Below are 16,135 nucleotides of genomic sequence, written 5' to 3' on the forward strand. Positions count from 1 at the left end.
AAGTCACCCTTTATTTTTTATTAAAGCTATTTTATCATAAAAGAGGAATCAAAAACATTTTTTTAAAGAGGAGTTAAAAATGTTGTTAAGAGATGTCAATTTATCTGAAGAAGAAAAAAATATATTTATGAAAGAGGCTTTATTAGAAGCCAAAAAAGCAGAATTAATGGGTGAAGTCCCAATTGGTGCAGTGGTTGTTTTAGAAGGTGAAATTATTGGAAGAGGTCACAATGTGCGAGAATTTTCGCAAGATTCAACGACACATGCTGAAATGATAGCAATTAGAGAAGCAAATCGAGCAGTTGGTAGTTGGCGTTTAGAAAAAGCTCATTTGTTTGTCACATTGGAACCCTGTCCTATGTGCAGTGGAGCTATTTTACTATCTCGAATTGATCAAGTATTTTTTGGCGCCATGGATCCAAAAGGTGGAACAGTCGGTTCGTTAATGAATTTATTGCAAGATACTAGGTTTAATCATTTTTGTTATGTAGAATCAGGGATTTTAGAAAATGAATGCGCCAGTATCTTGACTGAATTTTTTAGAAACATTCGAAAAAAGAAGAAAGAAGAAAAAAAGACTAGTAATTTAAATAAAAATATTGTACAATAATATTTGCCGTTATGGCTAGGACAATGGTGGGCTGATGAAGCGTGTCAGATCTGGAAGGAAGCAGCACTAAGTTGGTGCCGCCATGTGTCTGAATTTTATATTAGGCTTTAAGCCTATTTTTTTACCTAAAATATGATTATAGATAAAATGCCACAGCGATTAGAAACTGTGGCATTAGTTATATTATTTAGTCTTCGTTAGGGTCATCAATAGCATCTTGATGAGTTTTATGAACCGTTCCAGGGACATGATCAGGTCCAGCATACAATGTATAGAGTTTTAAAGGTTTGTCACCGATATTTTCTACATTATGCCACATATCAGCAGGAACGAAAATCGCATCATCATCAGATACTTCTTTAACAAAAGTTAAATTATCTTCAGCATCTCCCATCTTACAAAGTCCTTTTCCTTCTTCAATCCGTAGAAATTGATCAATACCATGATGTACTTCAAGTCCGATGTCATCGCCAGGTTGGATTGACATCAACGTCATCTGCATTTTTTTACCAGTCCATACAGTTGTCCGATAGTTATCATTAGCTAGAGTCCATTCTTCAACATTTTCTACAACAGGTTTTTGTCCTCTATCAGTAAAATCAAACGTCATTTTTTATTCCTCCAATGTTATTTTATATCTCAATCATATCATAAATTTATCCGTTTTCAAGTAATTAATATTATTTAATAATAATTATAATTTAACGATGTGATTTCTACTAAAAAAAACGATATGAAAGGGTTTTATAAAAGTATTAATAAAACTAATAGTTAACATAATTTTTGTTAAGTAGCAATGTTCGTGAAAACGGATTATTATTTGGTTGTAAGCAGGAAATAACAAAAAATAAATTTTTGGAGGAACACAACATGTCATATTTAGAAGAATTGAAAGAGTTTTATCCGTTAGATTTGTATGCCTTTTCAAGAGGGTTAACAGAGGGAGAATTCACTGTTCTTAAAAATTTACGAAAAGTTCTAGAAGAAAAAGTAAAACCAGTTGTTAATGAGCATTGGGAAAAAGCAGAGTTTCCATTTGAAGCTTTTGGTGAAATTGCTAAAGTTGGTGTAATGAACAGTCCATTATTATTTGAAGGACGCGAAGGAAAACGCAAACCAAGTGAATTATATAATGCCTTTCTTTATTTAGAATTAGCTAAATTAGATGCATCAATTGCAACATTCTACACAGTTCATGGTGGATTATGTTACAACACAATCTTAATGGGGGGTAGTGAAGAACAAATCGCTCACTATGCACCAAAAGTAGCATCATTTGAATGGCAAGGATGTTTTGGTTTAACTGAACCAGATCATGGATCAGATATCGCTGGTGGTTTAGCTACGACTGCTGAAAAAAAAGGCGACAAATGGGTTATCAACGGAGAAAAGCGTTGGATTGGTGGAGCAAACACTGCTGATATTTTACCAATTTTTGCTCGCGATAAAGCTGATAACAAAATTAAATGTTTCATCGTACCTGGTGGATCTGAAGGACTTAGAGTGGATGTTATCCAAAATAAAGTCGCATTAAGAGAAGTACAAAATGGACATATTTACCTAAATGATGTTGAAGTGGATGATAGCACTCGTTTAGCAAATGTTAATGGATTTAAAGATGTTGCTCGTATTCTACGTGCGACACGTGCAGATATTGCTCATTTAGCAATGGGTATGACTTATGGTTCGTTAGAAGCAGCACTTAAATATGTTAAAGAACGTGACCAATTTGGTAAGAAAGTTTCTTCTTTCCAATTAGTTCAAGAAAAATTAGCTCGTATGGAAGCAAACGTTGTAGCAACAATGGCTTATTCAGTACAATTAGCTAACTTACAAGAACAAGGTGAATTCTTAGAAGAAAACTCAGCACTTGCTAAAATGCATAATGCTTTAAGAATGAGAGAAACAGTTGCTCTTGGTCGTGAAGTATGTGGTGGTAACGGTATCACATTAGAAACAGATGTTGCTCGTTTCTTTGCTGATGGTGAGGCAATTTACTCATACGAAGGAACACACGAAATCAATGCATTAATCGTTGGTCGTTACTTAACAGGACAAGGTGCATTTGTTTAATCACTACGAGAGATTTTCCAATTATCAATAAACTTTTGAATTAAATAGAGTATAAGCTGCTAAATTAGTCATGGATTTAGCAGCTTTTTTTTTATATGTTTTGAAAACCACCTGCTATGCGGGTGGTTCTAAAGAGCTTTCAGCGTGGTATTAAAAAAGCCTCCTAAAATGATAAGATAAATTTGGTTTCCCGACCACAAAATATCAATCATATAGGAGGCTCCTTATGAAAAAGGACAATCAAAGTTTATCACACACAACATGGAAATGTAAGTATCATATAGTTTTTGCACCTAAATACAGACGACAAATTATTTATGGAAAATACAAACAAAGTATCGGAGAAATACTAAGGTTATTATGTGAGCGAAAAGGTGTTGAAATAATTGAAGCTAGCGCATGTAAAGATCATGTTCATATGTTAGTAAGTATTCCACCAAAATTAAGTGTTTCAGGATTCATAGGTTACTTAAAAGGAAAAAGCAGTCTTATGATCTTTGACAGACATGCTAATTTGAAATATAGATATGGTAACAGAAAATTTTGGTGTCGGGGTTACTATGTTGATACAGTAGGACGAAATAAGAAACAAATTGAGGAATACATAAGAAATCAAATTCGAGAAGATTATGTAGCAGATCAACTAACATTATTTGAAGAATATGATCCGTTTACAGGAGAGAAAAATAAAAAGAAATAATAGATCCTTTTAGGATCAGCGAGTGAATGTGGTGCATGAGGGAAACCGTTTCAGTGAGCCTTTCAGGCTCAAGCCGGTAATAGAGGCTTTCAGCCGAAGAACAAACCTCCAGTTCTCACTGGAGGTTTTGATTGGGTAAAAAAACGCATTTATGTTGCTATTTTTTAGACGGATGAGTATGCTTAAATCAAAGGAAAATAAAGGGGATTAAGGTATGGATATTCAGCAGTTGTATTATTTTATGAATATTGTCGAATGTGGATGTAACTTGTCATTAGCCGCAAAAAAAATTCATATTACACAATCAGCACTGAGTCAGTTAATTATAAATTTTGAAGCAAATGAGGAACTAGTATTATTTTATCGAAAAAATGGGCGATTGGATTCATTAACACCAAGTGGAGAAAAACTGTATGCTTACGCTCAACAAATTACGAAATTACATGAGCAAATGAATGATATGGTAAGAAAAGAGGCAGCAAAACAGAAAGGAACCATTCGCATTGGTCTTCCATCACTTATTTTGCGTATTTTTTTCTCATCATTTTTTCCAAAATTTACATTAGCCAATCCAGATATTCAAATTGAAATTATCGAAGGTGGAAGCAATCAGTTAAGAAAAATGTTGTTTCAAAATGATTTAGACTATGCCATTTTGATTGAACCGACAAGCTTAGATCCTAAAGCGTTTGAAGAACATGTTATTCAAATTGATGAAATGACAGCGTTTGTTTATCACGACCACCCACTTGCTTATAAAAAAATACTTAATTGGGAAGACTTAGAACCTTATCCAATTGGCACGTTCAATGAAAGTTTTACGACAAATGAGCTAGTTCGAAATAAATTAACTGAGATTCAAAGTAAAGCTAAAATTATGTTTCAGTCATCTTCTTGGGATTATTTGGTTGAGGCAACCCAAGAGTCTAAAATAGTAACAGTGTTACCTTCGCCAATTGAAAGAACGATGGATAAATCACTATTTAAAGAAATACCATTTAAAGATCCAATACCCTTTAATGTTTTGCTATGTCGACCGATTAAATCAAATTATTCAGAGGTCGAGAGTAAGGTATATGAATCTATTTTAAGTTATTTTTATCAGCCGATTATTTAAAGTATAATAAAAGAACGAAAGCTAGTTATGGTGCTTTCGTTCTTTTTGTGTAACAAAGAGAGTATTAATAAAAAGTTAAACTAAATTTAAAGATAAGGTGGTACAATTTAGTGAAAAAACTGATTGAAAGGTTATTAAAACAGATGTTTGGAAACCTATTAGTTTAACTAATAGTATAAATTATATTTACTTGTTAGATTTTTAGTAGAATTAAGGATAAAATAATAAGTGTAAATGAAGCGCTTTATTAATTGACGCTATAGGAGGAAATATAAGTGAAAGAAGTAGTAATCGTATCAGCAAGAAGAAGTCCAATCGGAAGTTTTGGTGGCAGTCTAAAAAATATGGATGCAGTGGAATTGGGTAAAAAAGTGTTAGAAGCTTCACTTAAAGATATTAACCTAGACCCATCAATGGTTGATGAAGTTATTTTAGGAAATGTTTTATCTGGTGGATTAGGACAAAATGTTTCTCGTCAAGTGGCGATGAACGCAGGAATTCCTCAAGAAAAATCTGCTTTCACAATTAATAAAGTTTGTGGATCAGGGTTAAAAACAGTGGTTCTTGCAGCACAATCAATTATGTTAGGTGACAATGATATTGTTGTTGCTGGTGGAACTGAGAGCATGAGCCAAGCACCTTATGTTTTAGAGAGTGAACGTTGGGGAAAACGTATGGGTGATGCTAAAGTCATCGATACTATGTTATCAGATGGTTTAGTTGATGCTTTCCATGGTATTCATATGGGAATTACAGCAGAAAACATTGCTGAAAAATTTGGCTTTACAAGAGAACAACAAGATGAATTTGCAGCAAAAAGCCAAAATAAAGCAGAAGCAGCCGTAACATCTGGTCGCTTTAAAGATGAAATCGTAGAAATTGAAATCCCTCAACGTAAAGGTGAGCCAGTTATTTTTAAAGATGATGAATTCCCACGTTTTGGTTCAACAGCGGAAAAATTATCTAAACTACGTCCTGCATTTAAAAAAGATGGTACTGTTACAGCTGGTAACGCATCTGGAGTAAATGATGGTGCAGCTATTTTAGTGTTAATGTCTCGCGAAAAAGCCGATGAATTAGGATTAGAAGTATTAGCATCTATTGAATCTTATGCTTCAGCTGGTGTTGATCCAACAATTATGGGAACAGGACCAATTCCTGCAACGAAAAAAGCATTGGAAAAAGCTGGTTTAACAGTGGATGACTTAGATTTAGTTGAATCAAATGAAGCATTTGCCTCTCAAGCAATGAGTGTGGCTCAAGAATTAGGATTAAAAGAAGAAATCACTAATGTAAATGGTGGCGCTATTGCTTTAGGTCATCCGATTGGAGCAAGTGGTGCTCGTATCTTAGTTTCATTACTACATGAAATGAAAAAACGTGATGCGAAAAATGGTTTAGCTACCCTATGTATCGGTGGTGGACAAGGTATCGCTTTAGTTGTCAAACGTAGTTAATTATTGAAATAAAGGAGTAAGCACAATGGATAAAAGACATGAGTTAGTATTGAAAGTAACAGATTACTCTCATAAAGAACTTGCAAAAGCTGCAAGATATTATGACACTGTGGACAAATTTCCTGATGAACAAATGAGTCATTTGTTCAAGATGAATATATTACCAAGTTTATATAGAAACCTAAATGACTTAACTTATCACGATTACTTAAGTGTGATTCGCCTAGTCTCAAAAAATTTTCCCGCACTTGGAAGTATTTTATTAACTCAAGAAAGTCATTGTGCTTGGCCTATTTCAATGTTTGGAACAAAAGAACAAAAAGACCGCTATTTAGAACAAGCATTACGTGGAGATATCTACGGATGCTTTGCTCTAAATGAACCAATAACTGGTAGTGAAATCGAAGAAATGAAAACCGTTGCAAAACAAACAGATACAGGTTGGGTTATATCAGGAAACAAAGATTATATTTCTAATTCCCCGATAGCTAGTGTGCTGTTGATTGCTTCGAAAACTATCTCTTTAGATGGAACACAAGGTTATGCAATCTTTATCATCGACAAAAAAACAGATGGTTTAAAAGTCGGTGAACTTGAAGAAAAAATGGGTATCAAAGCTCTTCCAGTTGCAAGTGTTGAGCTAGATAATGTGGTTTTGACAAATAATCAACTTTTAGGTGGTGTGGTTGATGGCTTACCGCAAATTTATTCAATTTTAAATAGAAATCGGTTGGCAGTAGCTGCACAATCTTTAGGTATTGCCGGAGGAGCATTAGATCGTGGATTAAAATATGTTTCTTATGATAGAAATTTAGGAAAACGCTTAATTGATATGGCATCCACACAATATAAGTTAGCCGATATTGAAACAGGGATTTATTCTGCCAGATCATTATTAATGCAAGTGATTAATTCTGGTCAGGAACAAGATGAGCGTATGGTAGCTATGACAAAATTGACAGCTTCAAATTTAGCAATAGAAGCAACAGAAAGTATCATCAATATGAGCGGTGGTTACGGTTATATGAGAAATAACGATATTGAACGATTCGTACGCGATGCAAAAATTACTGCAATATATGGATCGTCTTCAGATCGATTAAGAAGTATTATAGCAAAACCATGGGTGAATAAAAACGTAAAGTAAAGGAAGAGTAAAATGGATATTAAAAATGTAATGGTTGTTGGCGCAGGACAAATGGGTAATGGGATTGTTCAAGTCTTAGCAACAGTTGGATACAATGTGTATATGAATGACATCAACGATGCAGCGACACAAAACGGATTGGATAAAATTAAAGGGTTTTTAGAAAAATCAGTTAAACGTGGTTCTAAAACAGAAGAAGATGTGAAAGAAATTTTAGATAGAATTACTCTATCAACGTCTTATGAAGATGCAAAACATGTTGATTTAATTATTGAAGCAGCAACAGAAAATAAAAAAATTAAACTGGATATTTTTAGACAATTAGATGCTTTAGCTCCAGAACATGCTATTTTAGCAACTAATACGTCATCACTATCAATTACAGAAATTGCTTCTGTCACAAATAGACCAGAAAAAGTAGTAGGTATGCACTTCTTTAATCCAGTACCATTAATGAAATTAGTTGAAATTAATCATGGATTAGCTACAAGTGATGAGACAGCAAAAGCTATTCTTGATGTAGCAAGTAAAATGAGAAAAGTATCAATCGATATTAAAGACTCACCAGGATTTGCTGTAAACCGTATTTTAATTCCTATGATCAATGAAGCAATTTTCGTATTAGGTGAAGGAATTGCTACAGCAGCAGAAATTGATGAATCAATGACACTTGGTGCAAATCACCCAATGGGACCTTTAGCGTTAGCGGATTATATTGGATTAGATACATGTTTAGCCATTATGAATGTACTATATGATGGATTTAATGATTCCAAATATCGTCCAGCACCATTACTTAAAAAATATGTAGAAGCTGGTTGGTTAGGAAACAAAACAGGTAAAGGCTTTTACGACTATAAAAAATAATTGGAGGAATCGTTAATGAAATCATATAAATATTTAAGTCTTTCAGTTGAAAATGGTGTGGGAACACTAAAGATTGAACGTCCAAAAATGTTAAATGCACTAAGTACTGGTGTATTAGAAGAAATTAGTAAAGCAGTTGATGAAGTTAGTTCTCGTCAGGACATAGACGTGTTACTTGTGACAGGAACTGGCGAAAGAGCCTTTGTTGCGGGTGCAGATATTTCAGAAATGAAAGATAAAACTGTTTTTGAAGGAAGAGCATTTTCAGAAATTGGAAATGATGTGTTCTTAAAACTAAGTACATTAAGACAGCCAACGATTGCTTGTGTGAATGGTTTTGCATTAGGTGGCGGATGTGAATTAGCTTTAGCATGTGACATGCGTATTGCTTCTGACAATGCTAAGTTTGGTCAACCAGAAGTTGGTCTTGGTATTATTCCAGGATTTGGTGGCACACAACGTCTGACACGTTTAGTTGGTACAGGTATCGCTAAAGAATTAATTTTTACTGGAAAAATAATTTCAGCAGAAGATGCTTTACGTATTGGTCTTGTTAATAAAGTAGTTAGCTTTGATGATTTACAATCTGAAGCAATGGATTTAGCAAACCAAATTAAAAAGAACGCTCCACTTGCTGTAGAATTAAGTAAAGAAGTGATTGACTCAGGTATAGAGATGAGTTTGGCAAATGGATTAAGACTAGAAGCAGAAGTATTCGGTTCTCTGTTTTCAACAAAAGATCAAAAAGAAGGTATGGATGCTTTCATTAATAAACGTAAACCTAAATTCAAAAAAAACTGAAAATTCAGAATATACTGACAATAATAAGGAGAGTTTAACTATGAATTACGATAACTTATATAATGAAAAAATTAAGTCAGCAAAAGATGCAGTAAGTATTATTGAACCAGGAGATGCGATTGTTTTTCCAATTATGCCAGGTGAACCACCAGCATTATTAGATGCCATTCGTGAAATGGATACACTAGATGGCAACTCCCTATATCGTATGCTACCTAGTTTTCCAACTGTAGATATTGAAAAATCAAAGCTACGTCAAATCTCTATTTTCCTATCTGGTATGGATAGAAAGCAAATGAATGCAGGTAACGTTGATTTACTACCAAACCATTTCTCTGATATTCCCGCTCTTTTGAAAAAACGTGAAGGTGATAAACTTGTCATTATGGCCACAGTTTCACCAATGGATGAAGAGGGGAATTTTTCACTTGGGACAAGTCCTTCATATGTTGCATCATTAATCGAAGGCGCAAAACGTATTGTACTTGAAGTTAATGAAAATATGCCAAGAACATTTGGTGAAAAAAATACGATCCATATCAGTCAAGTTGATGCATTGATTGAAAATAATGTTGAATTACCAGAATTAATTAGTCCAACACCAAATGAAAAAGATTTAGCCGTTGGTCGTGAGATTGCGAAAAAAGTTAAAGACGGTGATACATTACAAATTGGATTTGGGGCAATGCCAAATGCTGTTATGGAATACTTAACAGAGAAGAAACATTTAGGGTTACATACTGAAATGTTGCCAGAAAAATTAGTGGACTTAACTGAAAAAGGTGTTATTGACAATAGTAAAAAAGAGATTCATAATGGTAAGTCGGTTGCCACTTTTGCGATTGGAAGTAAGAGATTATACGAATTTATGGATAATAATCCAGATATTTTGATGTTACCATGTGACTATACAAACAGTTTTGACACAATTAGCAAGATGAAAAACTTATTTGCAATTAACTCTGCAATTGAAGTTGACTTTCTTGGACAATGTAACTCTGAAAAAGTTAAAGGATTTTATTATTCATCAACAGGTGGACAATCAGACTTTATGAAAGGGGTTCGTTTAACAGAAAGTGGTACAGGGATCATTTGTTTATACTCTACAGCTAAAAATGATGAAATTTCGACAATCGTGCCAACTTTATTTGCAGGAGCACCTGTAGCAACATCTAAAAATGATATTGATACGGTTGTAACGGAATATGGAAGCGCTGAATTAAAAGGTAGTACTATTTTTGAGAGAACCGAAAGATTAATCAATATTGCCCATCCTAAGTTTAGAGATGAATTGAGAGAAAAAGCAAAAGAAATGAACTACATGTAATCACTACTAGGAGGAAAACAAATGGACACATTGACATTTCATGAGATGAAATTAATCTGGTTAGAAGGTGGAATGACCTGTTTAGATGGTGGGGCGATGTTTGGCGTAGTCCCAAAACCTGTCTGGACAAGAAAATATCCAGTAAACGAAAAAAATCAGATTGAATTACCAACAGATCCGATTTTAATTCAGTATCAAGGAAAAAATTACTTAATTGATACAGGTGTTGGAAAGGGTAAATTTACTGATAAGCAAAAAAAGATTTTTGGGGTTGCTTGGGAATCTGAGGTTGAGACATCACTCAAAGAGTTAGGGTTAACATCTAATGACATTGATGTTATCTTAATGACTCACATGCATTTTGACCATGCGACAGGATTAACAAAACCAACTAACGACGGGAAATATGTGTCTGCTTTTCCGAATGCAACAATATATGTTCAAGCGATTGAGTGGGATGAGATGCAACATCCTAATATTCGTTCAAAAAGTACATATTGGGCTTATAATTGGGAGCCTATTGTGGATCAAGTTATGACTTATGAGGACAAATTGGAAGTTGTCCCAGGTATAACGATGACTCATACAGGTGGTCATAGTAATGGCCATGCCATAATAAAACTTGAACAAAATGGGGAGACGATGATTCATATGGCAGATATCATGCCAACTCATGCTCATCAAAATCCTTTATGGGTACTCGCTTATGATGATTACCCAATGACATCGATAGCAAATAAAGAAAAATTATTAAAAGAAGCATATGAAAATAATTATAAGTTTATTTTCTATCATGATGCCTTTTATCGTATGATTCAGTGGGACCAAGAGGGGAAAGAAAAGGTAAACACTCTAGAGCGTTCTAGAGAGAGAATTATAAGATAATTAGGGGGAAGTATGTTGGTAAAAAAAGGTTTAGCAGAAGTAATAGGGACATTCTTTTTAGTTTTTATTGGTACAGGTACAGCAGTATTAAGTGGTAATGTGGTTGGAACATTAGGTATTGGTTTAGGATTTGGTTTAGCTATTATGGTAGCAGCAAACACTATTGGTCAAATATCTGGTGCACATTTAAACCCAGCAGTTACATTGGCATTTTTAGTTAATAAACGTATGGATGTACAAGAGTTTTTCGTTTATGTTATTGGCCAAATTATTGGAGCATTTCTTGGTACTGGTTTGCTAAGATTAATTTTAGGAATGTCTGATTTAGGTGTCGATAATCTGGCTCAAACAACGTATCAAGGTATTTCAACAACAGGAGCATTCATTATTGAAATGACATTAACAGCCATTTTAGTATTTGTCATTATGTCTGTGACAAGTAAAAAAGGTGAAACATCTTATAATGGTTTAGCAATTGGTTTAACTTTAACCATGTTACATTTTATTGGTGTACCGTTAACAGGTATGTCAGTAAACCCTGTAAGAAGTTTATCACCGGCTGTATTTGTTGGCGGAGATGCTATGAGCCAATTATGGTTATATATACTAGCACCACTTGTTGGAGGCTTAATCGCAGCAGTTGTTGCTAAAACATTATTACAAACTGAAGAATAATATATTTAGTGAGGCTGACCCAAAAGTATTAGAATATAAAAAATCCCATGAAATCCGTTAATTACAACGTTGATTTCATGGGATTTCTATTTTGATAGTTAAGTGATTTTGATTGAAAAAGTTACTTTTGGGTCAGCCTCATTTTGTTTTTTAATAATAGAAAGTTTTCGAATGATGGTAATTATATTAATTTGCTGTTATTAAGATGTTTTTTATAAAAAATGTACACTTTATTTATAAAAACTCAGATTAAATGAAAAGAAAAGTCATGCATGGTATGATAATTAAGAATCAATAGTTATAGGAGGAAGGCGCATGGCAAAAGAAGAAGCAGTAAATAAAAAAAATGATGAATTAAAAAAGCTGTCTAATCTCAGTGTACGAGAATTGATGATGGAGTTTCGGACATCACCTGATGGACTGAGTTCTGAAGATGCCGAGAAACGGCTAGATGAGTTTGGCGAGAATAAAGTGAATGTGCAAAAACCTAAACCTTGGTACAGAGTATTGATTGAATCTTTTATGGATCCCTTTATTTATGTATTGATAGCTCTCTTAATTGTATCAGCGTTAACAAAAGATTTTGAAGCTGTCTTAGTGATGAGTACGATGATTTTAATTAGTGCATTAATTCGATTTGTACAAGATTTTAAAGCTCAAAAAGAATCGCTATCATTACAGAATTTAGTAAAACATACTAGTGCAGTAAAAAGGGATGGGGAAGTTAAGGAACGTCCAATGGAGGATGTTGTACCAGGAGATATTGTTTATCTATCTGCAGGTGATATGATACCAGCTGATGGTGTGCTTATATGGACAAAAGATTTATTTGTTAATCAGTCCTCTTTAACAGGTGAATCGATGCCTGTTGAAAAGGTTGAATCTGACAAAATTGATGTTGATGTAGATAAAGATACCTCAGCAATTGATTTAAATAATTTAGTGTTTATGGGAACTGACATTTTAAGTGGTCAAGGTGAAGTGATTATCTTAAGAACTGGTCAGGAGACTTTTTTTGGTGATATTGCAAAATCGGCTAGTACAGCTCGTGCGTTAACTAGTTTTGATCGTGATTTAAATCGTATCAGTAAATTATTGTTAAAAATGGTCACTGTGTTATTTCCAGTTGTTTTCTTGATTAATGGATTGTCTAAAGGTGATTGGACGCAAGCGTTCTTCTTTGCTATTGCAGTAGCTGTTGGATTGACTCCAGAAATGCTACCAATGATTGTGACAAGTAACTTGGCCAAAGGTTCTCAAACGCTAGCTAAGAAAAAAGTGATTGTCAAAGAGTTAAATGCGATTCAAAATTTGGGATCAATGACTGTATTGTGTACAGATAAAACAGGTACAATTACAGAAGATAGAGTAGTTTTAGTAGAACATGTTAGTCCACTTGGCGATGCTAATCAAAAAGTTTTGGATATGGCATATTTAAATTCGAATTATCAAACAGGTTGGAAAAACTTAATGGATCACGCAATTATAAATTATTATGAGACCAACCCAGATAAGATGATGACAGATAAGTTAGAAAAAATTGATGAAATACCGTTTGATTTTTCAAGACGACGTTTGACAGTTGCACTAAAAAGAGATGGTCATCAGTTAATGATAACTAAAGGTGCTGTTGAAGAGATGGCAGCTATTTGTTCTTATGTAGAGATTGATGATGAAATAGTACCTCTGACAGATGAATTGATTCAACAGATGTCTGATGTCAATAGACGAATGAACGAACAAGGCATGCGGGTGATTACCGTAGCCTATAAACGAGATGCCCATGATACACCGACATATTCTGTAAGTGATGAATCAGATATGATTTTAGTTGGGTTTGTTGGATTTTTAGATCCAGCTAAACAATCTGCTGTTACAGCGATATCTTCTTTACATCAACATGGTGTGAATGTAAAGGTATTGACCGGCGATAATGAAATTGTGTCGAGAAAAGTGTGTAGCGATGTGGGGATTGAAGTCGATAAGTCCTATATAGGAACAGATATTGATGCGATGGATGACACTGAGTTAAAAGAAGCTGTTAATGACGTACAGCTGTTTGCAAAACTAAATCCAATGCAAAAGGCTCGAATTATTAATACATTGAAAGATCAAGGTGAAACAGTTGGTTTTATGGGAGATGGTATTAATGATGCGCCAGCTCTACGTGCAGCCGATGTTGGAATTTCAGTTGATACGGCAGCCGATATTACAAAAGAAGCAAGTTCAATTATTCTTCTAGAAAAAAGTTTGGTCGTTTTAGAAGATGGTGTGTTGGAAGGACGCAAAGTATTTAAAAACATGATGAAATATATCATGATTACGATTAGTTCAAATTTTGGAAATGTTTTTTCTGTGTTAGTTGCAAGTGCCTTTTTACCATTCTTGCCGATGTTATCTATTCAGTTGTTGATACAAAATTTAGTTTATGATATTTCACAGCTTGCTATGCCTTGGGACAATGTCGATGAAGAACAAATCATGAAACCTGTCAGATTTGATATTAAAAACCTTTTACACTTTACTCTATTTATTGGGCCAGTTAGTAGTATTTTTGATATTATCACGTTTGCTGTGATGTGGTTTGTCATTGGAGCCAACACAGTCGCAGAGCAAAGTGTGTTTCAATCAGGATGGTTTTTAGTGGGGTTGTTTACACAAACTCTAGTAGTTCATGTTGTTCGTACGGAAAAAATTCCGTTTATTCAAAGTATCGCTAGTCCACCTATGTTGATTATGAGTACACTAGCCATTTGTTCAGGTTTATTTATCATATTGTTTGAACCACTCAGACAAGCTTTTGATTTTGGTGCCTTACCTAGTGAGTATTGGTTATGGTTGATAGGTATCAGTTTTTCATATTTAATACTACAACAATTAATCAAAAAACTATACATAAAAAAATATCATGAATGGATATAACGTGAAAAAAATCACTTTCTTCATAAAAAAACAATAATGTTTTCATAGAAAAAGAACTCTTTAACTGAAGAGTTCTTTTTTGATGTTTTTAAGTTCTATTAGAAAAATGTTATATCTATAAAAATAAAGTGATGTAAGATAGCGTTTTTACAATAAGTGATATATAACAGTTTTTTATTTAAAGTGATACAGTTACTATCTGTTTAACTTGGTATAAAAAAAATAAGCGTAGATATTTTTTGAAAGTGATGTTTTTCACTATATTCTCTTTCTATCACTGGATGTTGATTTGAAGCGAAAAAATTAAAGCTGATTGCTTGCAATGTAGTCAAAGTCATGTTAAATTGAATTTGTCAAATTGAAAAAAAGTAATACAGTTTTTTTTCCTGTTTGAGAAACCAATATGATTACGTAAAAAAGAGAGGAATGTGTAACAATATGGCTAAGAAAAAAGTAAACCCACTTGATTTTTCAGCATTGATGGAAGACATTAACGCAGATTTCCCAACGATTCAAGTGCTAGATAAAGATGGTAAGGTTGTTGATAAAGATTTATTACCTGATTTATCAGATGACGAATTAGTAGAACTAATGACAAGAATGGTATGGGCAAGAGTTTTAGACCAACGTTCAACTGCACTAAACCGTCAAGGACGTTTAGGATTTTACGCTCCAACAGCTGGTCAAGAAGCAAGTCAATTAGCAAGCCAATTTGCTATGGAAAAAGAAGATGTGTTATTACCAGGATATCGTGATGTTCCACAATTAATTCAACATGGTTTACCACTTAGAGATGCATTTTTATGGTCAAGAGGACATGCAGCAGGTAGTGAATACGCTGAAAGTTTACAAGCTTTACCACCACAAATCATTATCGGAGCACAATATGTGCAAGCAGCTGGTGTGGCTTTAGGTCTTAAAAAACGCAACAAACCAAACGTTGCATTTACTTATACAGGTGATGGCGGTTCTTCACAAGGTGACTTCTATGAAGGGATCAACTTTGCAGGAGCTTACAAAGCAAACGCTGTATTCTTTATTCAAAATAATGGCTATGCAATCTCAACTCCACGTGAATTACAAACAGCAGCTAATACATTAGCTCAAAAAGGTATTGCAGCTGGTATTCCAAGTATCCAAGTAGATGGTATGGATGCATTAGCAGTATATAAAGTAACTAAAGCAGCTCGTGAATGGGCAGCAGCAGGAAACGGACCAGTTTTAATTGAAACATTAACATTCCGTTATGGACCACATACATTATCAGGGGACGATCCAACAAGATACCGTACTCAAGAAGTTGAAGATGAGTGGCATGCAAAAGATCCATTAACTCGTTTCAGAATTTACTTAACAGAAAAAGGTTTATGGTCTGAAGAAAAAGAAGAACAAATTATTGAACAAACTAAAGAAGAAATCAAAACAGCTATCAAAGCAGCTGATGCAGCACCAAAACAAAAAGTTTCAGATTTCTTGAAAAATATGTTTGAAGTAACACCTAAATTAATCCAAGAACAAATTGACACATTTGAAGCAAAGGAGTCGAACTAAATC

General features: G+C 34.0%; 14 protein-coding genes and 1 other RNA gene. 14 read left to right on the forward strand and 1 reads right to left on the reverse strand.

The annotated features are described in order from the left end of the window. The first annotated feature begins 79 nt into the window (after nt 1-79). Both tadA and ffs read left to right on the forward strand, forming a co-directional pair. The gene (gene tadA, locus JNUCC83_RS00960) at nt 80-610 is read left to right on the forward strand and encodes a tRNA adenosine(34) deaminase TadA (RefSeq protein ID WP_454460402.1); all 531 of its coding nucleotides are present in this window, start codon (nt 80-82) and stop codon (nt 608-610) included. 7 nt (nt 611-617) lie between these two features. After that, nucleotides 618-716, forward strand: an RNA gene (gene ffs / locus JNUCC83_RS00965) — signal recognition particle sRNA small type. Between the two features lie 81 nt (nt 717-797). On the opposite strand, the gene JNUCC83_RS00970 is transcribed toward ffs, so the two are convergent. Beyond that, complete coding sequence (locus tag JNUCC83_RS00970) at nt 798-1,220, reverse strand: cupin domain-containing protein (RefSeq protein ID WP_079345693.1); 423 nt, start codon at nt 1,218-1,220, stop codon at nt 798-800. Nucleotides 1,221-1,480: 260 nt separating this feature from the next. On the opposite strand from JNUCC83_RS00970, the gene fadE reads away from it, so the two are divergent. The 12 genes from fadE to pdhA all read left to right on the forward strand — a co-directional run bounded on the left by fadE (nt 1,481) and on the right by pdhA (nt 16,132). Further along, complete coding sequence (fadE, locus tag JNUCC83_RS00975; protein ID WP_454460403.1) at nt 1,481-2,683, forward strand: acyl-CoA dehydrogenase FadE; 1,203 nt, start codon at nt 1,481-1,483, stop codon at nt 2,681-2,683. Between the two features lie 226 nt (nt 2,684-2,909). After that, nucleotides 2,910-3,383, forward strand: coding sequence for an IS200/IS605 family transposase (tnpA, locus tag JNUCC83_RS00980; protein WP_454459189.1), 474 nt, complete (start codon nt 2,910-2,912; stop codon nt 3,381-3,383). Nucleotides 3,384-3,597: 214 nt separating this feature from the next. Beyond that, entirely contained in the window at nt 3,598-4,500 is a 903-nt protein-coding gene (locus JNUCC83_RS00985; RefSeq protein WP_454460404.1) for a LysR family transcriptional regulator, read from the forward strand. 275 nt (nt 4,501-4,775) lie between these two features. After that, entirely contained in the window at nt 4,776-5,957 is a 1,182-nt protein-coding gene (locus JNUCC83_RS00990; protein ID WP_454460405.1) for an acetyl-CoA C-acetyltransferase, read from the forward strand. Between the two features lie 25 nt (nt 5,958-5,982). Beyond that, nucleotides 5,983-7,104 carry an acyl-CoA dehydrogenase family protein gene (locus JNUCC83_RS00995; protein WP_454460406.1) on the forward strand — a complete coding sequence of 374 codons (1,122 nt, stop codon included), beginning with the start codon at nt 5,983-5,985 and terminating at the stop codon, nt 7,102-7,104. 12 nt (nt 7,105-7,116) lie between these two features. Continuing rightward, a complete protein-coding gene (locus tag JNUCC83_RS01000) occupies nt 7,117-7,971 on the forward strand; it encodes a 3-hydroxybutyryl-CoA dehydrogenase (protein ID WP_454460407.1) in 855 nt (284 codons plus the stop codon). 15 nt (nt 7,972-7,986) lie between these two features. Continuing rightward, complete coding sequence (locus JNUCC83_RS01005; RefSeq protein WP_454460408.1) at nt 7,987-8,772, forward strand: enoyl-CoA hydratase-related protein; 786 nt, start codon at nt 7,987-7,989, stop codon at nt 8,770-8,772. 40 nt (nt 8,773-8,812) lie between these two features. Beyond that, complete coding sequence (locus tag JNUCC83_RS01010; RefSeq protein WP_454460409.1) at nt 8,813-10,099, forward strand: acetyl-CoA hydrolase/transferase family protein; 1,287 nt, start codon at nt 8,813-8,815, stop codon at nt 10,097-10,099. Between the two features lie 21 nt (nt 10,100-10,120). Further along, on the forward strand, nt 10,121-10,984 hold the full coding sequence (locus JNUCC83_RS01015) for a YtnP family quorum-quenching lactonase (protein WP_454460410.1): 864 nt from the start codon (nt 10,121-10,123) through the stop codon (nt 10,982-10,984). 12 nt (nt 10,985-10,996) lie between these two features. Then, nucleotides 10,997-11,659: an MIP/aquaporin family protein gene (locus JNUCC83_RS01020; RefSeq protein WP_454460411.1), complete on the forward strand. Its 663-nt coding sequence runs from the start codon at nt 10,997-10,999 to the stop codon at nt 11,657-11,659. A gap of 315 nt (nt 11,660-11,974) precedes the next feature. Next, nucleotides 11,975-14,581, forward strand: coding sequence for a magnesium-translocating P-type ATPase (gene mgtA, locus JNUCC83_RS01025; protein WP_454460412.1), 2,607 nt, complete (start codon nt 11,975-11,977; stop codon nt 14,579-14,581). 438 nt (nt 14,582-15,019) lie between these two features. Further along, nucleotides 15,020-16,132 carry a pyruvate dehydrogenase (acetyl-transferring) E1 component subunit alpha gene (gene pdhA, locus JNUCC83_RS01030; protein ID WP_454460413.1) on the forward strand — a complete coding sequence of 371 codons (1,113 nt, stop codon included), beginning with the start codon at nt 15,020-15,022 and terminating at the stop codon, nt 16,130-16,132. The last annotated feature ends 3 nt before the right edge of the window (nt 16,133-16,135 follow it).

The sequence above is a fragment of the Vagococcus sp. JNUCC 83 genome (assembly GCF_053667615.1).